This window comes from Asanoa siamensis (genome assembly GCF_016862555.1).
Taxonomy (GTDB): domain Bacteria; phylum Actinomycetota; class Actinomycetes; order Mycobacteriales; family Micromonosporaceae; genus Asanoa; species Asanoa siamensis.
This window is the reverse complement of record NZ_BONE01000017.1, coordinates 1-20,859: the sequence shown is the minus strand read 5'-3', so window position 1 is coordinate 20,859 and position 20,859 is coordinate 1. Positions and strand designations below refer to the sequence as shown.

At 71.5% G+C, this 20,859-nt stretch carries 14 protein-coding genes; 10 read left to right on the top strand and 4 right to left on the bottom strand.

Annotation, left to right across the window (positions count from 1 at the left end):
• Positions 1-170: 170 nt before the first annotated feature.
• Positions 171-770, top strand: coding sequence for a TIGR03086 family metal-binding protein (locus Asi02nite_RS12570; protein ID WP_203712718.1), 600 nt, complete (start codon positions 171-173; stop codon positions 768-770).
• 119 nt (positions 771-889) lie between these two features.
• Complete coding sequence (locus Asi02nite_RS12565; protein ID WP_239126670.1) at positions 890-4,570, top strand: M12 family metallo-peptidase; 3,681 nt, start codon at positions 890-892, stop codon at positions 4,568-4,570.
• A gap of 47 nt (positions 4,571-4,617) precedes the next feature.
• Here the strand turns inward: Asi02nite_RS12565 and Asi02nite_RS12560 are convergent, their stop codons facing one another.
• Entirely contained in the window at positions 4,618-5,685 is a 1,068-nt protein-coding gene (locus Asi02nite_RS12560; RefSeq protein ID WP_239126669.1) for a serine hydrolase domain-containing protein, read from the bottom strand.
• Between the two features lie 99 nt (positions 5,686-5,784).
• Complete coding sequence (locus Asi02nite_RS12555) at positions 5,785-7,284, bottom strand: MFS transporter (RefSeq protein WP_203712717.1); 1,500 nt, start codon at positions 7,282-7,284, stop codon at positions 5,785-5,787.
• 124 nt (positions 7,285-7,408) lie between these two features.
• Between Asi02nite_RS12555 and Asi02nite_RS42300 the strand changes: the two genes are divergently transcribed.
• Entirely contained in the window at positions 7,409-8,011 is a 603-nt protein-coding gene (locus tag Asi02nite_RS42300) for a TetR/AcrR family transcriptional regulator (protein WP_275410317.1), read from the top strand.
• 41 nt (positions 8,012-8,052) lie between these two features.
• Here the strand turns inward: Asi02nite_RS42300 and Asi02nite_RS12545 are convergent, their stop codons facing one another.
• Positions 8,053-10,740 (bottom strand): sugar-binding protein, encoded by a 2,688-nt coding sequence (locus tag Asi02nite_RS12545; protein WP_203712716.1) that lies wholly within the window; start codon positions 10,738-10,740, stop codon positions 8,053-8,055.
• A gap of 467 nt (positions 10,741-11,207) precedes the next feature.
• Here Asi02nite_RS12545 and Asi02nite_RS12540 point away from each other — a divergent pair, with 467 nt between their 5' ends.
• The 7 genes from Asi02nite_RS12540 to Asi02nite_RS12510 are packed head-to-tail and all read left to right on the top strand — an operon-like array spanning position 11,208 to position 19,499.
• The gene (locus Asi02nite_RS12540; RefSeq protein WP_203712715.1) at positions 11,208-12,353 is read left to right on the top strand and encodes an ROK family transcriptional regulator; all 1,146 of its coding nucleotides are present in this window, start codon (positions 11,208-11,210) and stop codon (positions 12,351-12,353) included.
• Between the two features lie 46 nt (positions 12,354-12,399).
• A complete protein-coding gene (locus Asi02nite_RS12535) occupies positions 12,400-13,452 on the top strand; it encodes an extracellular solute-binding protein (protein ID WP_203712714.1) in 1,053 nt (350 codons plus the stop codon).
• A gap of 57 nt (positions 13,453-13,509) precedes the next feature.
• Positions 13,510-14,592: an ABC transporter ATP-binding protein gene (locus Asi02nite_RS12530; RefSeq protein ID WP_203712712.1), complete on the top strand. Its 1,083-nt coding sequence runs from the start codon at positions 13,510-13,512 to the stop codon at positions 14,590-14,592.
• On the top strand, positions 14,589-16,340 hold the full coding sequence (locus tag Asi02nite_RS12525; protein ID WP_203712710.1) for an ABC transporter permease: 1,752 nt from the start codon (positions 14,589-14,591) through the stop codon (positions 16,338-16,340). The genes Asi02nite_RS12530 and Asi02nite_RS12525 overlap by 4 nt, the downstream gene beginning before the upstream one ends.
• The gene (locus tag Asi02nite_RS12520) at positions 16,328-17,161 is read left to right on the top strand and encodes a creatininase family protein (RefSeq protein WP_203712709.1); all 834 of its coding nucleotides are present in this window, start codon (positions 16,328-16,330) and stop codon (positions 17,159-17,161) included. Before Asi02nite_RS12525 ends, Asi02nite_RS12520 begins: the two co-directional genes overlap by 13 nt.
• Positions 17,158-18,612 carry a lyase family protein gene (locus tag Asi02nite_RS12515; RefSeq protein WP_203712707.1) on the top strand — a complete coding sequence of 485 codons (1,455 nt, stop codon included), beginning with the start codon at positions 17,158-17,160 and terminating at the stop codon, positions 18,610-18,612. The genes Asi02nite_RS12520 and Asi02nite_RS12515 overlap by 4 nt, the downstream gene beginning before the upstream one ends.
• Positions 18,609-19,499, top strand: a complete 891-nt coding sequence (locus Asi02nite_RS12510) for an ROK family protein (protein ID WP_239126668.1) — start codon at positions 18,609-18,611, stop codon at positions 19,497-19,499. Before Asi02nite_RS12515 ends, Asi02nite_RS12510 begins: the two co-directional genes overlap by 4 nt.
• 90 nt (positions 19,500-19,589) lie before the next feature.
• On the opposite strand, the gene Asi02nite_RS12505 is transcribed toward Asi02nite_RS12510, so the two are convergent.
• The coding region (locus Asi02nite_RS12505) for an AIPR family protein (protein WP_203712705.1) at positions 19,590-20,859 on the bottom strand (1,270 nt) is incomplete at its 5' end.

Below are 20,859 nucleotides of genomic sequence, written 5' to 3'. Positions count from 1 at the left end.
GAAAAGTGCCGGAAGCCTTCGATCGATGGTCGTGACTGTAACACCTTCTGTTCGTAAACTTTACTAATAGTTCAGCATAGATAGAGGGTTGAACGGAACGATCTGTTCCGCTAGAGTGGGACCAGATGCGGAACGGGCCCCTCCGTTCCGATTCGAGACGGGAGTTGGTCATGGGCGGGAACGGTCAGCAGGTCAGCGGCTGGGAGCTGATGGACGAGGCGCACCGCGTGCTCCGCGCGACGGTGGCGGGCGTCGCTCCGGGCGACTGGGGGCGGCCGACCCCGTGCGCCCAGTGGAACGCGACCCAGGTGCTGCAGCACGCCGCCGGCGACCAGCTCGGCTACGCCGCGGCGATCACGGGGGAGGGCGGCCCCACCGAGAACCCGTTCGCGCCGTCCGGTCAGCTTGCCCAGGACCCGATGGACTTCCTGGACCCACACCTCGACGCGGCGGCCCGCGCCTGGGCGACCGTGGGCAAGGAGGTCGAGACCGCGATGACCCCGCTTCCGCTGGGCCCGCTGCCGACCTGGGTCGGATCCGGCGCCGCCGCCCTCGACGCCGCCGTGCACGCCTGGGACATCGCCGTGGCGACCGGACAGCCGTCCCCGCTGACCGACGAGCTCGCCCGTTCCCTGATGAAGGTCGCCACCCAGATCGTGGAACCGTTGCGGGCCTTCGCCTTCGCGCCGGCGATCGAGCCGACCCCGGCCGACGACGACGTCGCCGTCCTGCTGAAGTACCTCGGCCGCCGCCCCGACTGGGCCGCCTGACAAGAACCCATCAAAAGTCTTACATTCCTCGATTTACTGGCCGTACGGACCATGGTCATGCCATCGACGGACTCCTTAGGTTGGGCGGTGCGTCTGCCCGTCGAAGGAGATGAGCTGAGATGGCCGTGACCCGGTTTGTCCACAGTCCACCTGGCGGTCACGGAGGGCGGCGCGGACGGCTCGCCGCCCTCGTGGTCGCCGCGCTCGTGGCGGCGCTGCTGCCGATGCTGGCGCCCACCCCCGCGTCCGCCGCCCCGGTCGAGCCGAGCGGCCCCTGGACCCGGGTCACCGGCAAGCCCGCGGCGACCAAGGGCGGGCAGCGGCCCGACGTCCGGGCCGACCGCGTCGCCACCCACACCCTCGACCGGGCCGCCCTGGGCGCGGCGTTGGCCAAGGCGCCCGACGAGCGGGCCGGGCGGCAGCGCGCCGCGGCGCCTCAGGTGGTGTCGCTGCCCACGCCCGCCGGTGGCTTCCAGCGCTTCGCACTGGCCGACTCGCCGGTGATGGAGGCCGGCCTCGCGGCGAGACACCCGGAGATCAAGACGTACGCCGGAAAGGGGATCGACGACCCGGCCGCGACGATCCGGGCCGACCTGACGCCGCTCGGGTTCCACGCGTCGGTCCGCTCGCCGCACGGCGCGTGGTACGTCGACCCCTACTACCACCGCGACCAGAGCCTCTACGCGAGCTACTACGGCCGGGATCTGACCGACAGCCACGGCGAGTTCGTCGAGCGGGACGACGTCGCGTCGGCGGTGGAGGGCCTGGCGGACGAGGTCGCCGCGGTGGCCGGCGCGCCCGTGTCGCTGCGCACCTACCGCGTCGCGCTGGTCACCGACCCGTCGTACGCGACCTTCTTCGGCGCGGAGAACGTGACCGCCGCGAAGGTCACGCTGATGAACCGCGTGACGCAGGTGTACGAGGACGAGACCGCGATCCGGCTGGTCCTGATCAACGACACCGAGAAGACCAACCTGAACACGCCGGCCCTGGCGACCGAGCCCAACGGTCCCTGCGGTGCCGCGGCCTGCTTCACGCCGTCGCAACTCAGCGCGTGCACCAGCGGCGCGCTCAACCGCAACCGGATCGTGCTCGGCCAACTCGTCGGCGCCGGCAACTACGACGTCGGCCACCTCGGTCTCGGCGTCGCGGGCGGCGGTGTGGCGGGGCTCGGCGTCATCGGCGGCGACGGCAAGGCACGTGGCTGCACCGGCCTGCCCACACCGGTCGGTGACTTCTACGCGGTCGACTACGTCGCGCACGAGATGGGGCACCAGTTCGGCGGCAACCACACGTTCAACGGCACCCAGGTCAACTGCTCGGGCGGCAACCGCAGCGCCGCCAACTCGGTGGAGCCGGGCAGTGGATCGTCCATCATGGCGTACGCGGGCATCTGCCGTCAGGACGACCTCCAACCGCACAGCGACCCGTACTGGTCGCAGCGCAGCTACACCGAGATCACGACGTACGTCACGTCGAGCCGGCCGGCCATCAACGAGGTGCAGACGGTCTCGTTGCGGGAGTTCGACACCGCCGGCGACGCGTTCACCATCGCGCTCGCGGGCGTCGAGTCGGCGCCCATCGTACGGGGCACCACCTACACGACGGCCGACATCAAGGCCGCGATCGAGGCGATCGCCCCGGCCGGCACGACCGTCACCGTGGCGGCGTTCGGCGGCACGGGCGTGCTGACCGACGACGGGTTCCAGGTCACGTTCAACGGCGGGCCGCTGGCGGCCACCAACGTCGGCGCCCTGTCTCTGTCCAACCTGGTCGGCGCGTCGGGCTTCGTCGGAGAGACGGCCAAGGGCGGCCCGATCGACAACGGCGGCAACGTGGTCGAGGAGACCGGCAACCACGCGCCGGTGGTCTCGGTCCCGGCCGCCGTCACGATCCCCGTCCGCACGCCGTTCGCGCTCACCGGCAGCGCCACCGACGCCGAGGGCGACACGGTGACCTACCTGTGGGAGCAGAACGACCGTGGCGGGCTCGCCGGTGGCAGCACGGCCGGCACCGCGCTCGTCAGCAACGTGAAGACCAACGGCCCGCTGTTCCGCCAGTTCGGCACCGCGGCGATCGTCAGCCCGACCGACACGCTCGAATACTATTCGCCGGGCGAGAACGCGGTCTCGACCGATCCGACCCGGGTCTTCCCGGACCTGGCGCAGATCGCGGCGGGCCACACGAACGCGGCGACCGGCACCTGCCCGCCGGCCCCGCCGCCCCCGACCAGCGGCGGCTCCAACCTCTCGCCCGAGGTCCGCGACTGCTACTCCGAGTTCCTGCCCACGGCGGACTGGGTCGGCTTCGACAACAACCGGACGATGCACTTCCGGCTCACCGCCCGCGACGGGCACCCGGGCGGCGGCGGTGTCGCCAACGCGGAGACCGCGATCACCCTCGCGCCCGGTGCGGGGCCCTTCCTGGTCACCTCCCAGCCGACCGCGACCACAGTGGAGGGTGGCAGCGCGCAGGCGATCAGCTGGGACGTCGCCGGCACCGACGTGGCTCCCGTCGGGGTCACCGACGTCCGCATCACGCTCTCCGTCGACGGCGGCGCCACCTTCCCGCACGTGCTGGCCGAGAGCACCGCGAACGACGGCAGCGAGTCCGTCACGCTGCCGAACGTCGGCACCACGCGGGGCCGGATCAGGATCGAGGCGGTCGGCAACGTCTTCTTCGACCTCAACGACGCCGACATCGCGATACAGGCGGCTCCGGTGGTGTCGAACGACGCGCCGGCGGGCGGTGCGACCGTTCAGCACAGTGACGCCCTGTCGCCGACCATGACGGTCAGCGCGAGCGACCCGGACACCGCGGGCACGGGCCTGACGGCGACCGCCGCCGGCCTGCCGGCCGGCCTGTCACTCGTGGTCGCCGCGACGTCCGCCGGCAGCCGGACCTGGCGGGTCGCCGGGACCACGACGGCCGCACCCGGCGCCTATCCCGTCACGGTCACGGTCACCGACGACGCCGGCGTCGCCCGGACGACCTCCTTCACCGTCACGGTGACCGCGGAGGACGCCGAGGCGACCTACACCGGCGACGTGCTCGGCTCCGGCACCACCGTGCGGTTGCGGGCGACCGTCCGGGACAGCTCCGTGCTCGGTTCGACCGACCGGACGGCGGGCGACGTCCGCAACGCCACGGTGACGTTCAAGGAGGGTGACACGACGCTGTGCAGCGCGCCGGTCGGCCTGACGGGCGGCGCGCCGACAACGGGTTCCGCGTGGTGCGACGCGCCGCTGCCGCGCGGCGCCCACACCGTCACGGCCGTGGTCGGCGGCTACTACACGGGCGCCGGCACCGCCCGGGTCGACGTCGCCCGGCCGGACGGCAGCGCCGTCACCGGCAGCGGGTACGTCCGCGGGCTCCGGTCCGCCGGCAGCTATCCCGCGACCGGCGGTGCGCGGACCGACGTCACGCTCGACGTCCGGTACGCCAGGAACGGGACCGACCTGACGGGTTCGGCGACCGTGCGGTTCCAGAGTGGAGCACGCGCGTACGAGATCCGCGGCACGGCCTTCGACTCGTTCGGGTCCGACGGGGGGAGCCAGGTCGAACGGGCCGACATCCGCGCGACGGCCACGCTGACGGACGTCACCGACGCGCGTAACCCGACGCTCGTGGCCGGCGGCCTGACGCTGGGGTTGGCGGTGACCGACCGGGGCAGCCCCGGCACGGCCGACTCGGTCGCGATCACCCTCTGGAACGGCAGCACGCTGCTCCACTCGTCCGAGTGGAACGGAGCCAGGAGCCAGGAGATCAGGCTCGCGGGCGGCAACCTCGTCGTCCACTGAGTCACGCAGCCGGTAGCGGTCGGGCCGCGCGGCCCGACCGCACCTCGTCACCGGCAGAAGACCCGGTCCAGGAAGGCGTCGACGGCGGGGTCGAGATCGCTGTCGAAGGTCGGCGTCAGCGCCAGCGTGACCTGTCGCCGACCGTCCATGGTGGAGAAGGACCAGGACTGGTACGCCAGCGCGTCGCCGTCGTTGCCGTACACGCGCGTGCCGCACGAGGTGTCCCGCCAGGCCAGCCCGAGACCGTACCGGCCGGCGTCGGTGCCCGGTGTCCGCATCTCGTCGAGCAGACGCCGTGGCACCAGCCGGCCGTCGAGCAGGGCGGCGAAGAACCGGTTGAGGTCGCGCGTCGTGGAGATCAGTTCCCCGCTCGCGCCCATCACCGACGGGTTCATCTCGGTGTAGTCCACGAGGTCCCGACCGATCGGCACGTAGCCGTGGGGGTGCGGCCCGCGGATCCGCGTCGCCGTCCCCGGCATCGAGGTGCCGGTCAACCGCAGCGGGCGGATGATCCGCCGCCGGACCTCGTCGCCGTACGTGCCGCCGGTCACCGCCTCGACGATCTCGCCGAGCAGGAGGTAGTTGGTGTTCGAGTAGGAGAACCCCGCGGCGGGCGGCTCCTGAGTGACGGCCCGAGCGATCAACTCGGCCGCCGTCCAGGTGCGCCACCGGTGGTCGAGGAACTCCGGAGCCGGCGGCAGCACGAGGGTGGGCCGGTAGTCGGGCACTCCGCTGGTGTGGTCGAGCAGGTCGCGCACCGTGACGCCATGGCCGCCGGGCAGCCACCGCTCGACCGTGTCGTCCAGCCGCAGCGACCCGTCGTCGACGAGTTGCAGCACGACGGTCGCGACGAACGTCTTCGTGATGCTGCCGGCCCGGAACCGGCCGTCGAGCGGCACCGGTCGCGTGGTCTCCCGCTCGGCGACACCACTGGCGGCCCGCCGCACCGCGTGGCCGTCGCGGACCTCGGCCAGCGCACCCACCGCACCGGCGGCCACCAGGTCGTCCAGTTCCCGCCGCAGGTCGTTCCCGCCCGCGGCGGCGGCGGTCGCCGGTGCGACGACGAGCGCCGCCGCGGTGATCGCCGCCACCAGCAGCCGATGTGTGCGCCGCACCCTGGTCCCCCTTCTCGTCGGCTGTACCAGGGTGACCAGGTCGCGGGCCGCGGGCATATCCGGGAGAGCCCCGGTCTTCCCCGGAAAGCCCGCTCGGGGTCAGGCCTTCTGGTGGTGCGGCGTGAACTCAGGCTCCGGTGGCACGTCGGTGACGCCCAGGGCGACGGCCTGCTCGTGACGCTTGCGGGCCGACGGCAGCGCCAGCACCGCGACGACGGCGACCACGGCCACGCCGGCGCAGGCCCAGAAGCCGGTGGTGAAGGCGGCATCGGTGGGGAGGCCCTGCGGGGTGGAGTTCGACGTGATGATCATCGAGACGACGGCCGTGCCGATGCTGCTGCCGATCGTACGGGCGATGGTGTTGACGCTCGTGGCCTCGCCGGTCTGCGTGGGCGGGACGGCCTCGATCAGCGCGTTGGACATGGCCGCGAAGGACAAGCCGATGCCGGCGCCCGTGAGGATGCCCGAGGCCAGGATCTGCCAGGTCGCGCCGTGGCTCAGGGCCGGCAGGAGGAACGCGGCGACGACGGCGACGGAGCCGAGGAACATGGGCAGCTTCGGGCCGTACCGCCGATTGAGCATGCCGGCCAGCGGGCCGAAGACCACCATCGTGACGACGGTCGGCAGCAGGAACAGACCCGACTGCGAGACGGACTTGCCGAAGCCGTAACCGGTGGCCGCGGGCAGTTGCAGCAGCGTCGGCACGAGCACGAACGTGCCGAACATCGCGAAGCCGAGGATCAGGGCGACGAGGTCGGTGGGCCAGACCCCGCGCAGGCGCATCAGGCGCATGTCGATGAGCGGCGCCTTGACCCGGGTCTCGACGACGACGAACGCGACCAGCGTGACGACGCCCAGCGCGAGCAGCGTGACGGTCTTCGCGTCGCCCCAGCCCCAGCCCTGGCCCTTGCTGATGGCCAGCAGGAGGGAGACGAGCGAGACCGAGAGGATGCCGGCGCCGAGCACGTCGAGCCGGCCGGGTGTGCGTACCGGTGATTCCTTCATGCCGAAGACGGCGCCGAGCAGGGCGACGACGACCAGGACGAGCGGCAGCCAGAACAGCCAGTGCCAGGAGAGGTGCTCCACGATCGGCCCGGCGGCGACGATGCCGACGCCGGCGCCGATGCCGAAGATCGCGGACAGCAGGCCGACCGTGACGCTGACCTTCTCGCGGGGCAACTCGTCGCGGACCATGCCGATCGACAGGGGCAGGATCGCGCCGGCCGCGCCCTGCAGCGCCCGGCCGACGATCAGCACGGACAGGTTCGGCGCCAGCGCCGAGATCAGGGTGCCCGCGCCGAGGGCGACCAGGACGCCGATCAGGACCTTGCGCTTGCCGACCATGTCGCCGAGGCGGCCGAGGATGGGCGTCAGGACCGAGGCCGAGAGCAGGTACGCCGTGATCACCCAACTGGCGTCGGCGGTGGAGACGCCGAGGTCCCGGCCGATCGTCGACAGCGCGGGCGCGACGAGCGACTGCAGCACGGCGAAGGCCAGGCCACCCAGGGACAGGTAGAGCACCAGCAGGCCGCCGTGGCGGGCCGCGCCGTCGGCGGTGGTGGAAGCGGTCGCGCGCGGCTCCGCGATGGTCTGGGTCATGACGTCCCCCGGCTAGATGTAAACGTGCGCTTACTTATTATGGATCTTCGCCGGACTAAGTCAACAGTTGTTTACTTCACATTCCGAAGGCGTTACGCTCTGTACCGGACGCGAGGAGGTCACGGTGCGCGCGACGAGCCAGGACACCGCCGGCGGTGTGCGCCGCACGCGCAACGCGGCGCAGACCCGCGAGGCGCTGCTGCAGGTGGCGAGCCGGCGGTTCGCCCGCGACGGCTACGCGTCGACGACGGTGCGGGAGATCGCGGACGAGGCGGGTGTGAACGTCGCGCTGATCAGCCGGTACTTCGCGTCGAAGGAGGGCCTGTTCGAGGCGTGCCTGGCGGCCGCGGTGACCGACCTGCGCCGCGACGCGGGCGACACAAGCCTCGAGGCGATCGCGCCGAGCATCGCCCGCCGGATGGTCGGCGCCACCAGCGACGGCGGCCGCCTGCCCGACACGCTCCTGCTGCTCCTGCGCTCCTCCGGCGACGAGCACGTCGACAACGTGCGCCGCGAGTTCCTGCAGTCGCTCAGCGAACGGATGGCCGCGGCGTCGCCGGCGGGGCCCGAGACCCTGCTGCGCGCGCAGATCCTGCTGGCCACCACGCTGGGCATGGCCCTGTTGCGCACCTCGATGAGCATCCAACCGCTCGCCGCCGCGACCGAACAGGACCTCCTCGGCCCCGTCTCGGACCTCGTCGACGCCCTGCTCGCCGAAAAGCGATGAGGGGGCCGGCGGATGCCGGCCCCCTCGTCACAGGTGGTTTGTCAGCGGAGCTTCCGGGCGATCCCGGTGGTGGCGTCGCCGGCCTGGTACGACACCAGCAGGTCTGTGCCGGCCGGTAGCGCCCCGGTCAGCGGCAGCGACGCCGACTTCTCGCCGCCGCGGCCGAACTCGACGGTCGCGCTCGACAGGATCCGGGTGCCGTCCCAGACGAACAGCCGGGCGACGCCCTTCTCCCGCGCCTTGAGCTCGACCTGCACCGCGTTGTGCCGCGTACGCACGTCCCTGATCCGGATCGTGTCGTCCCGCAGCGCCGTCCAGCCGCCCGGGGCCACCTTGTCCCGGCTCGACTGCAGGATCGTCTGCGGCGAGTTGACGCTCATCGCCGCGGTGTCCGGGATGATCGGCTCCTTCGGCGCCGACGGCTGGGTGGTGAACCCGGCCAGGCGCGCCACGCCCCAGCGCCACGGGTCGGCCCGCACGCCGCTCCACGTCGACCAGCCCACCCGGGTCTGGCCGGCCAGGTCCTGCGTGTCCGAGTCGTTCACGAGGATGTTGAGGCCCATCCGGGCCGCGTCGATGCCGTCCGGCAGCACGCTGAACGGGACCTTCACCTCGATCCGGTAACCCGTGTACGGGCTGGTGGACACGACCGAGGCGACCTGCATCCCCGGCGCCGTCTCCGGACCGGCACCCTGGTGGTTGTCCCGCTCACGGGCGTAGCACGGCGGGTTGCCGTTGGCCGGGTCCTTGGTCGTCGGGAACAGCGCCACGTTGAACACCGTGGAGGTGTTCGGCGAGCCGCCGCGCGGGTCGATGCCGAACTCGATGTTGTCGTTGCGCCGCGGCCGCTTGCAGTCCTCCGGCGGCAGCACCGAGCCGAGCACGTCGTCGGTGACGTCGAACAGCGCGTAGATCGCGTCGTCGGTGTAGGTCAGCCGGGCGGTGCCGGAGATGTCGGCGGCCGGCGCGGCCGTGCCCTCCCAGCGGGTCGAGATGTCGATGACCTCGCCGGTGTACTCACCCGCGTCGGCCGTGCCGTCGACGACCGGCGCCGCGGCCGCCTTGGGGACGGTCGTGACGGGCACCAGGTTGAGGATGCCGGGCTCGACGGCGCTGCCGCCGTTGTAGCTGGTGGTGATCCGCACCGGGTAGGCGCCGTCGTTGGGTGCCCGGTTGGCCGTCGGCAGCGAGGCGTCGGTGTTGGTCACGGTGAAGGTGACCGATCCGCGCGTCCCCGGCCGCAGGCCGCTGTAGGACTGCTCCGCCTCGGCCACGGCGAAGCCGGCGGGGACGCTGAGCGCGACCGTGCCGGACTGCACCTGGTCGCTGTGGTTGTCGAGGTCGACCCGGACCGGCCGGGTGCCGCCGCTGGGGATGCTGAGCATCGCGTTGATGAGCGCGTCGAGCGACTGCACCTTGTTGCGCTCGGTCCACTCGCGGAAGTCGCCCACCTCGGGCAGCGGCTCGAGCGTGCCGCGGACGGGAGCGGTGGCCTGCACCAGCGCGGAGTTGCTGCCGGCACCGTCCTTCTTGGTCGTCATGGTCGCGTCGAGCCGGAACCGCTCGCCGGCCACCAGCGTCGCCGGCGGGGTGACGGTGAAGGTGGCGACCTTCTCGCGGTTCGGCGTGACCGTGCCGATGTCGCCGCGACCCTGGACGGTCCAGCCGGCCGGCGCCCGCAGCGTCACCTTCGCACCGGGGAGTGCGTTGTCGGCGCGGACGTTGGTCTTCACCTCGAACGGCTGACCGGCCAGCACCTCCCAGTTCTGCGGGCGGACGTGCAACTCGGTGCCGAGCGGCAGGCCGCCCTGGGCCCGGATGCTGGTGCCCTGCAGGGCCGCGGTGCCGCCGACGGTCGGGTTCGGGTACGGCGTCCGGCTGTCGATCATCGTGATCCGGTTGCAGCCGATGCTCGCCGGGTTGGTCGTGGCGTCACCCGTGTTGCCCCAGCCCTGCGACGCGTACTCGCGGCGGGCGAAGACGTTGATCTGGTTCCATCGCGTGCCGTCGTAGCGCGCGGACTCGTAGCCCTGCCACGTGCCGAAGACGACGTCGGTCGGCGTGTTCGGGGTGAACGACGTCTCGCAGGCCTGCCCGCTCGCGCCGCTCGCGCTGCCGCCGGCCTGGAACAGGCGCGCGACGCGGAACGGCTTCAGCCCCTCGTCGCGGATCTGCTCGGGGAAGGCGTTGGGGTCCGCCGCGGCGTAGAAGGCCTCGACGGCGAGCATCGCGGCTTCCTGGTGGTTGCCGTGGTTGCCCTGCGTCGCCGACGGGTTCATCGTGACGATGACCTCGGGCCGGGTGGTCCGGATGGTCCGCACGATGCGCGACAGCGAGTTCTGGTAGCCCCAGATCTGCTCCGACAGCGGCGCGCTCGCCGTGTAGTAGAAGTCCAGCGCGTCGAGGTTGTAGACGTTCTCGACCCCGGCCCACCCGACGGCGCGACGCTCCTCGGCCTCCCGCAGGATGCCCAGCGCAGGTCCCTCCTCGAGGCCGACCGCGTTGCCGCCGCCCTCGCCGCGCGTCATCGTGATGACGCCCGCCTTCATGTCGTGGGTCTCGTTCCAGTACCCGAACATGCCGAGCTGGCCGGCCTCGTCGTCCGGGTGTGCGCCGATGAACATGATGTCCAGGTCGATCGGCCCGCTCGGCTTGGCCTGCACCGGGCTTGCCAGGCCCAGCAGCAACAGGCCGCACGCGGCGATCACGGTTTTGGCGCGCCATTTCATAGGCATCCCTCTTCGTGTCGTGGATACGGGGGTACGCCGCGGCGCGGCGCAACGTCTGTCGCGTTGCGACCCGCCGGTTCAGGGGGAGTGACAAGTGGCGTGGGCACGCGGTTTCAGACCGCGTACAATCCGCGTCCGCAGTGGACGGTCACGGGGTGCGGTGCAGCGCCGCCCGGGCCGTCAGCGCTGGAAGGACCTTCGGTGCGCAACGCTAAGGATCTATCGGGAGACCCGTCAATACTTGCGCGGCGATTTTTTTCGTTCTCCAAAGAATCCAGCCGACGCCGGCCATCGGCCGGCCGCCGATCTGAAGCAACCTGTCCAGATTTGGTTCGCCAGTCCGTCCACATTAGGTCGTTTTCGCAGGCCAGCGCGGGTCGGTTCGGGCCACGCGGGGGACGTTGAGCGAGATCTTTTCGTTACTTGACCCGCTACTTTTTTCACACTAGTAAGAAAGGGTGATCGACGTGGGGAAGACACCGACCAGCCCGGTCAGCCGGGAGCGGTCGCGTGAGATCAAGCGCCAGTCGGTGATCTCGGCTGCGCGGGAAGCGCAGCTCCTGTCCCGCGCCGACCTGGCCGAGCTCACCGGGCTGCCCCCGGCGACGCTCACCAACCTGGTGCGCGACCTGATCGCCGAGGGCTACCTGATCGAACGCGGCCCCGGTGCCACCACGACGGGGCGGCCGCGGGCGATGCTCGAGTTCAACCCGCGCGCCGAGCTGGTGGCCGCCGTTTCCCTGGAGCCACCGCGGATCACGTGCGAGATCGCCGACAGCAACGGTTCGGTGATCGCGCACCGCACGGCCCGGCTGGGCGGCGACGTGGTGGAGACCGTCTGCCAGTTCGTCGCGGAGCTCGTCGGCGACGACCGGCCGGCCCTCTACGGGGTGGCGATCGCGGTGCCCGGCGTCTCGTCGGACGGCGCGGTCCGGCTCGCCCCCTCGGTCGGCCTCGTCGAGGCGCGGCCGATCGGGCAGTCGGTGCAGCAGCAGCTCGGTGTTCCGGTCGTCGTCGACAACGACGTCAACCTGATGGCCGCCGGCGAGCGCGTGGCCGGTGCCGGCAAGGACGTCGACGACCTGCTGCTCCTGCACGTCGCCGACGGCATCGGCGCCGGCCTCATCCTCGACGGCAAGGTCCGCCGCGGTGCCAGCGGCGCCGCCGGGGAGGTCGGCTTCCTGCCGCTCGACCCGGAACCGGACCGTGCCTACGGCGGGGTCGGGCCGTTCGAGGCGCGATGGTCGGCCAACGCCATCGCCGAGCGGGTCGTGGCACTGCATCCGGGCCGGCGCCCCGAGGCGCCGGTCGGCGAGCTGATCGCGCTCGCCGGCACCAACGCCGCCGCGCGGGCGTACCTCGACGAGGTGCTCGACGCCTGGGCGCGGCTCGTCATCTCCTGCGCCTGCGTCGTCGACCCGGGCCGGGTACTGCTCAGCGGCGCGGCGGCACAGCTCGACGACGCGTCGCTGGACCACATCCAGAACCTCGTCTCCGCCAAGGCACCGGCCGCGACCGACGTGCGCCGGGCCGTCCTCGGAGACCAGGCGGTGCTGCACGGCGCGATCAGCTACGCGCTGTCGGCAGCGGTCCGCCTTCCCACCCTTTCCTGACCTGTCATTCCCCCGATAACCCCCTCGTTCCGCAAGCGGAGGACTCATGAGACGTCGCCTGGCACTTGCCGTCGCGTTCGCCACCCTGGTCGGCGGCCTTACGGCGTGTGGAAGTGGAGATGAGGGCGCCGAGACGCCCGGCGGCACCACCGCCGAGAGTTTCGTCGTCTACAGCGCGCGCGACAAGAAGGTCACCGACTTCGTCGTCGAGCAGTTCGTCGCGAAGAACCCTGAGTACAAGGGCAAGGTCGAGGTGCTCAACATGGGCGCCCAGGAGGTCCTGGAGCGCACCCGCGCCGAGAAGGCCAACCCGCAGGGCTCCGTCTGGTGGGGCGGCACCCAGCAGGGCCTGTCGACCGGCGCCAACGAGGACCTCCTGGAGGCCTGGCAGCCCTCGTTCGCCGGCACGATGGACGCCCGCTACAAGGACGCCCAGGGCCGCTGGTTCGGCGAGATCCTGCTGCCCGAGGTCATCATGTACAACAACAAGGCGATCCCGGCCGACCAGGCGCCGAAGGACTGGGACGACCTGATCGCACCACAGTGGAAGGACAAGGTGATCATCCGTGACGTGCCGGCCTCCGGCACGATGCGGTCGATCTACTCGGCGATGATCCAGCGGCTCTCGCCCGACGGCAGCAACCCGCAGCCCGGCTACGACTGGCTGAAGAAGCTCGACGCCAACACCGTCGAGTACGCCGCCAACCCGACCGACCTCTACGTCAAGATGTCCCGCGAGCAGGGGGTGCTGAGCGCCTGGAACCTGCAGGACATCCTGCTGCAGTCCGAGCGGTCCAAGATGCCGTTCGGTTACGTCATGCCGGCCTCCGGCGCGCCGGTCCTGGTCGACGGCGTCGCCATCATCAAGGGCGGCAACTCCGAGGGCGCCAAGAAGTTCCTGGAGTTCCTCTTCGACGGCACGCTGCGGGCCAACCTGGCCAAGGACTTCTTCCAGATCCCGGCGGTGCCGATCGCCGAGCAGCCCGAGTGGCTGGCCAACCTCGGGCTCAAGCCGATGGACGTCGACTGGGACGTCATCGCCAAGAACGAGACCGACTGGATCAACCACTGGAACGCCGAGATCAAGAACAAGGGCTGACAGCCCTCGACGGGCCGGGCCGCCGCGGCGGTCCGGCCCACCCTGGGGAGGGAAACCATGATTGACGTCAAGCTGGAATCGGTGAGCAAACGCTTCACCCGCTCAGGTGAGGCGGCTGCCGTCGACGACGTCACCCTCACCATCGCCGCGGGCGAGTTCTTCACCCTGCTGGGGCCCAGCGGGTGCGGCAAGACCACGACGTTGCGGATGGTCGCGGGGTTCTACTTCCCCACGGCGGGCCACATCCACTTCGGCGAGCAGGACGTCACCCGGCTCGCGCCCAACAAGCGCGACACCGGCATGGTGTTCCAGAACTACGCCCTGTTCCCGCATATGTCCGTGGCGCAGAACGTGGCCTACGGCCTCAAGGTGCGCAAGGTGTCGCGCGCCGACACGGCCCGGCGGGTCGCGCAGGCCCTGACCGAGGTGCACCTCGACGGGTACGGGACACGGCGCATCGACGAGCTCTCCGGCGGGCAGCAGCAGCGGGTCGCGCTGGCCCGGGCGCTGGTGATCCGGCCGCGCACCCTGCTGCTCGACGAGCCGCTGTCCAACCTGGACGCCAAGCTGCGCGAGGAGACCCGCACCGAGATCCGCCGCATCCAGCGCGAGTCCGGCACCACGTCCCTCTACGTCACCCACGACCAGGCCGAGGCGATGGCCATGTCCGACCGCATCGCGGTGATGCGGTCGGGCCAGGTGCAGCAGATCGGCACGCCGCGCGAGGTCTACCACGAGCCGGCGAACGCGTTCGTCGCCCGGTTCATCGGGCGCAGCAACGTGTTGTCCCTGCCGGTCACCAGCGCGGAGGCGACCCGCGTCGGCGTCGCCCTGCCAGGCGGTGGCCGCGTGACGGCGACGGCACCGGACGGGCACGGCCTGGGGGAGGGCGACACGGCGCTGGTCGCGGCGCGGCCCGAGCACGTGGTCCTCGTGAGCCCCGAGGAGCCCGACGCCATCCGCGGCACGGTGACCGGCGTCGAGTTCACCGGCATGGCCACGCACGTGACCGTCGACATCGGAGCCGGCGCCGACGGCGACGTGACCGTGGCGGCCGTCGACGTCCCCGACCGCGTCGACGTGGGCGACCGGGTCGGCCTGCGGCTCCCGGCCGAACGTCTCTGGGTGGTCCGTCCGTGACCGCGGTGTCCTCGACCGTCCCGTCCCGCCGCGGCGAGTGGGCGCGGCGCCTGCGCGGTGGCGCGAGCGCGGCCTGGTTCCCGTATCTGCTCGTCGCGCCGCTGGTGCTGATCCTCTGGGGCTACGTCGTGCAGCCGATGCTCGCGACGTTCGCGGAGAGCGTCAGCGACGACGGCACCGCCAACTACACGCAGTTCCTCACCTCGTCGGGTGTCGCCCGCACCTCGCTGATCACCTCGCTCGTCATCTCGGCGGCCAGCGTGCTGCTCTGCGGCGTCGTCGGCGTGGCGATGGCGTTCCTGCTCAAGCGGTTCTCGTTCGCCGGCCGCCGGCTCATCGAGGCGTTCATCCTGGTGCCGGCGGCCCTGCCGCCGCTGATCGGGGCGATCTCCTTCCAGCTCCTCTACAGCGAGATCGGCATCCTCCCGCGCGGCCTGCAGCAGTTGCTCGGCACCGCCCAACCGGTGCTGGCCTTCGACGGCATCGCCGGCGTGCTGGTCGTGCACACGTTCACCATGTACCCGTTCTTCTACCTGGCCGCCTCCGCGGCGCTGGCGGGCTTCGACCCGTCCATCGAGGAGGCCGCCTACAACCTGGGCGCGGGCCGGATCCGGGTCTGGCGCACGGTGCTGCTGCCGATGCTGACCCCCGCGCTCGTCTCGGCGTCGCTGCTCGTGTTCATGACCTCGCTGGCCTCGTACACCGCGCCGTTGCTGTTCGGTGTCGACCAGACCATGACCATGCAGATCTACATCAACCGCACCAACGGCGACCTGCCGATGGCGTCGACCTACGCGGCCGTGCTCGGTCTGGTGTCGATCGCGTTCCTGCTGCTGATGCGCTGGTACGAGGGTCGCCGCAGCTACCTGTCGCAGTCCAAGGGTGTCTCCGCGCAGCGGCGTGAGATCGCCAACCCGATCGGCCGCTGGCTCGCGCCGGTCGCCTCGGTGCTGGCGGCGCTCGTGCTGCTGGCCCCGGTAGCGACGATCGCGCTCGTCGCGTTCTCGGCGGACGGTTCCTGGACGACGGAGGTCATCCCGTCCGCGTACACGATGGACAACTTCGTCACCATCTTCTCCGAGCCGCGGGCGTTCGAGCCGATCCTCAACTCCCTGAAGATGAGCGTGCTGGCCACCGCCGGCTGCGTCGTCGTCGGCGTCCTCATCGCGTACGCGGTGCGGCGGTTGAAGTTCGTCGGCCGGAGCCTGCTGGACGTCGGCGTCATGATCGCCTGGGCGCTGCCGGGCACCGTCGTGGCGATCAACCTGATCTCGGCGTTCAGCACCGGCAACGGGTTCAGCTTCGGGCAGGCGCTGATCGGCACGTTCTGGATCCTGCCGCTGGCGTACTTCGTGCGCTTCCTGCCCCTGGTCTTCCGGGCGAGCTCGGCGTCGCTGGCGCTGATCGACCCGTCGCTCGAGGAGGCCGCCCGCAACCTCGGCGCGTCCTGGTGGCGGGCGTTCCTGAGCATCACGGTGCGGCTCATGCTCCCCGGCGTCATCGTCGGCGCGCTGCTGGCCTTCGTGCACGGGGTGGGCGAGTTCGTGGCTTCGGTGCTCATCTACACCTCCTCGACGACGCCGATCTCGGTCGCGATCAACAACCGCATGTACTCCTTCGAGATCGGTACGGCGGCCGCGTACGGCATGCTCCAGGTGGTCCTCATCTTCGTGGTGATGTGGTTCTCGGGACGGCTCGAAGGCGGCGGACGGGCCGCGTCACGAGGGGCGGAGCAATGGACGAACTGATCGACGCCTGGGTCGACGGCGGGGGACTGCTGCCGGCCGGGCGGATCCCCGGGCACCTGCTCGACCGGGTGGCGGCCGCCGCCGACCTGGCGGTGCTGCCGGTCGGCGCCGTCGAGTGGCACGGGCCGCACCTGCCGCTGGGCACGGACCTCATCCTCGCCGAGGGTTTCGCGGCGGAGGTCGCGGGGGCCGGCGTGCGTGCGGTGGCGTTCCCGGCCGTGGCGTACGCCGCCTGCCCGGGACAGACGCGGCCATGGCCCGGCACCGTGGCGGTGCGGCCCGAGGTCGCCGTCGGTTACCTCTGCGACGTGCTCGAGGGCATCGTGGCGGCCGGGTTCTCGCGGGTCCTCGTCGTCAACGGGCACGACGCCAACATGTCGACCGCGCGGGCGGCCATGGAGTGGGTGTCCGGCCGCCGGCAGGCGAGCCTGATGCTGGTCAACTGGTTCCAGCTCGTCGACGCCGGCGAGACCGGTGAGCTGTTCGGCCCGCTGCCGGCCCGGGGCCACGGTGGCGCCTACGAGACCTCGGCCGTGCTCGGCTTCGACCCGGCCGCCGTGCACCTGGCCGCCGCGACCGACCTTCCGCCCCGACCCAAGCTGCCGACCCCGTACCCGTACGTCCTGGTGGAGTCGCGACCGTCACCGTGGAACGGTTGGTCCGGGCACGTGTCACTGGCCACCGAGCCGGCCGGGCGACGCGTACGCGAGCTGGCCGCCGCCCGACTGGGCGAGATCCTGCGGGCGTGGGTCGCGGCACCGCCGCCCGGGCCGCCCGGCGCCGATCTCGCACCACAACCGCATCACGAGGGAGCGTCATGACCTTGACCACCTACCAGCAGCACCACCTGCGGGTCGTGTTCGACCACCACGTCACCCGCCTCTACCCGGCCATGGTCAAGGCCAGCGAGGCACACGTGGTGATGCTGGCCGAGCAGGGTCTGGTCCCGGCCGAGGCGGCGGCCCGGATGCTGCGCGGGCTGGTCGTGCTGCGGGACGACGAGCCGGGTTCGCTGACGTACGACGGTTCCGTCGAGGACGTCTACTTCACCCTGGAGAAGCGGCTGGCCGAGGCGAGCGGGATGGCGACCGGCGAGCTCAGCGTCCAGCTCGCCCGCAGCCGCAACGACCTCGACGCCGGCGTCTTCCGGATGGTGCTGCGCGACCAGTTGCTCGAGGTGGTCGCGGCGCTCGGGACGGCCGGCGCCACCCTGCTCGAACGGGCAGACCGGTACGCCGACGTGGTGGTCATCGGATACACCCACCGCCGCCCCGCCCAGCCGACCACCATCGGCCACGTGCTGGCCGGCTACGCCGAGGCGCTGGCGGGCGAGGCGGCGGCCTACGCGGCCCTGCTCGCCGAGATGAACCGGTCGCCGCTGGGCTCCTGCGCCTTCGCCGGCACCGACCTCGACATCAGCTCGGGCCGGGTCGCCGAGCTGCTGGGCTTCGACGAGATCGTCGTCAACTCCTACGAGGCCGTCGCCGGCGCCGACCACCTGATGCGGACCTCCGCCCTCAACGCGCAGGCGTTGGCCACCGGCGCGCGGCTCGCCCGTACGCTGATGGACTGGCTGAGCTGGGAATGGGTGCGCACGCCCGAGGAGTTCACCCAGGGCAGCAGCATCATGCCGCAGAAGCGCAACCCGGTCGTGCTCGAGCACCTCGTCTCGATGGCCGGCGCCGCGGCCGCCGACGCCGCCTCGGTGTTCAACAACGTCGGCGCGGCGTGGTGGGAGGACTCCAACAACGCGACCACCGACGTGCAGGCGCGGCTGTGGGACAGCAACGACCGCGCGCACCGGTTCTTCTCGCTCCTCGGTGGACTGTTCCAGCTCCTGGAGCCGTTGCGGCCACCCACGAGCGAAGCCGTCGTCGCGACGGGTGCGACCACGACCGCCGCGGCCGACGCGCTGACCCGCCACGGGCTGCCGTTCCGCGCCGCCCACTCGGTGGTCGGCCGGCTCATCCGCGCCGGGGAGCCCGCGACCTGGACTCCCGAGGCGGTCCGCGCGGAGGCCCGGGCCGCCGCCGGTGCCGAGTCGCTGAGCGACGCGGCCGTGGCCGACCTCGTCGCCGCCGCGCTGCGCCCGGAGCTGGTGCTCCAGCGGGCCCAGGCGGACGGTCCGGGGGAGGCCGCCGTGCGGAACCAGGTGAAACAGATAGGATCCACATTGGACGAGGTGCTGTCCCGCGTCGCCGCCCTCCGCCAACGCCTCCAGGACGCCGACGCCACGCTCGCCGGCGCGGTGGCGCAGAGGGTCGCTCGGTGAACCCTTCGACCGACCGGCGGTTGTTGGGCATCGACTTCGGTGGCACGAAGATGGCGATCGGCATCGGCGACGCCGCCGGCACGCCGCTGGTCTCGGAGCGGCTGCCCACCCTCGCGGCCCGCGGCGCGCGGCAGGCGCTCGACCGCGCCCTCGACCTGGCCCAGAAGCTGATCACCGACACCGGCGGCACCCTGCACGCGGCCGGGATCGCCTCACCGGGCCTGGTCCGCGAGGACGGCATCGACCTCGCGCCGAACGTGCCGGGCTGGGAGGAGCTGCGGCTCGCCGAGGCGGTCTGCGACCACCTGGGCATCGCCCGGGTGTCGGTGGCCAACGACCTCAACGCCGCCGCGCTGGCCGAGCTGCGCCACGGCGCGCTGCGCGACGCCGACCCCGGCCTCGTGATCGGGTTGGGCACGGGCGTCGCGGCCGCCATCACCGTGGGCGGCGCGGTCGTGTCCGGTCACCACGGCGCGGCGGGGGAGATCGCCTACGCGGTCGCGGGGCCGGACTGGCCGGCGTCGCCCGAGCCGTTGCTGGAGCAGGCGTTCTCGGGGCGGGCCCTCGACGAGTTGGCCGACGAGCTGCCCGTGGCCGGCGGCGCGGCCGGTCTCTGCGCGGCCGCGGCGTCGCCGGGCGCGGCCCGCGATGCCCTGGTCGCGGGCGTCGACGAACTGGCCCGACACGTCGTCACCTGCTGCCTGCTGCTGGACCCCCAACGCATCGTCCTGGTCGGCGGCGTGGCCGGCAACGACCTGGTCCGCGACCTGCTGATCGAACGCCTCTCGGCGGCGCTGCCCTACGTGCCCGAGGTGGTGTTGTCGAGCTTCGCCCAGGACGCGGCGCTGCTCGGCGCGCTGACCCTCGCGGCACAGGCCGACGGATGACACCCACGCACTGACCAACGGCAAGACGACCTGGCGGCAACGAAGCCGCCGGCGGCGGCCGACCGCGCCCCGCAGCGCCGTCGCCGGTTGCTAGCGGCCCGACCCGACGTCGCGGCGCTGCGCCGGCAACACTGCCGTTCGAACCGCCTCGGCGAATCGGCGGTTGCGCACCATCTCGCCGGGTGGAACTCCTGCGGAAGCCTCCTCTGCCATGATTCGGTTGAAGGTCGGCAGGAGCTTGAGGACTGCGCGCTCGGCCGCGCCGGCATCCCACATGAGCTCGATCATCTGTCGACATTGCTCGGCGGCGCGGCGGGGATTCGCGGCCAGCCGGTCCGGCCCCAGGACCTGATAGCGCAGCGCCGCCATCAGGTGGTAGCGCGTCGGTCGGAACGTCGTCCCGACGCGGCGTGTCCGCAGGAGCCATTCGACGCGGTAGTACGTAGCCGCCGCTACGTAGTACGCATCGGGTAGATGCTCGGGTTGGAACAACTCGTCGCGACGTTGCGTCGTCAGCTCCCGGTAGTGGCCAACCTCCGATGGCGCGCCGAGAAACATCGCAGCGTATGCGCGGGTGAGTTGCGCGCGGTTGATCACCCTGGTCTTTTCGACGTCCTGCCGGGTGGCGTACTGCTTCGACCGGCGCTCGTACCAGAGCCGTTGGGACGGTTCCTGCGCGGCGAACCAATCCTCCAGCCGCTTGTGGAAGTCCTCCCGGGAGGAGAGGTCGTCCTCGCTCACCGCAGTCTGCCGGTTCGTCGCCGCGATGATGCCGGCAATGACCCTCTCATCTTCACTGTGCACGACCCGTACGCTGAGCTGTATATCGTCCGAGAGGCGGTCACGCTCGTCGAAGAGCACGTGACAGGTCTGGCAGCCGTTGACGACCTGGAAGTCGCGGATGTGCACCTCGTCGCCGACGACCCGGAGGTTGCGGGTGACGATGGTGACGCCGTTGTTCAACACCGCGAACCGACGGTGCCCCTGTTCGTCCCGGACCGTATCGCGGATCTGGGCGTTCACGCCGTTGTAGCCCTGGAAGTCCCGCACGTTCTCGTGGAAAAGTGCCTTCCGGATGTGTCCCGTCGGGTCGGTCAATACCTTGGTGACCAGCTCTCGCGCGGAGAGCAAGCCGAGCAGGGACTCCTCGACTCCTGGCATCCGGGGCAGCGAAAGCTTCTTGGCCATCTCGAACGTCGCCGGCACGGCCTGGGTCGCCCGCTTGTACAGCTCGCAGAGTTCGTCTCGTGTCACGCAGCGAATGTCGACGGCGTCGAACCGTCCTGGGCGCATCAGGTTGCGTTCGGCCGAAACCGACTTGCGGTTCAACATCTCGGCTACCTGGTTGCCGGTGGTTACG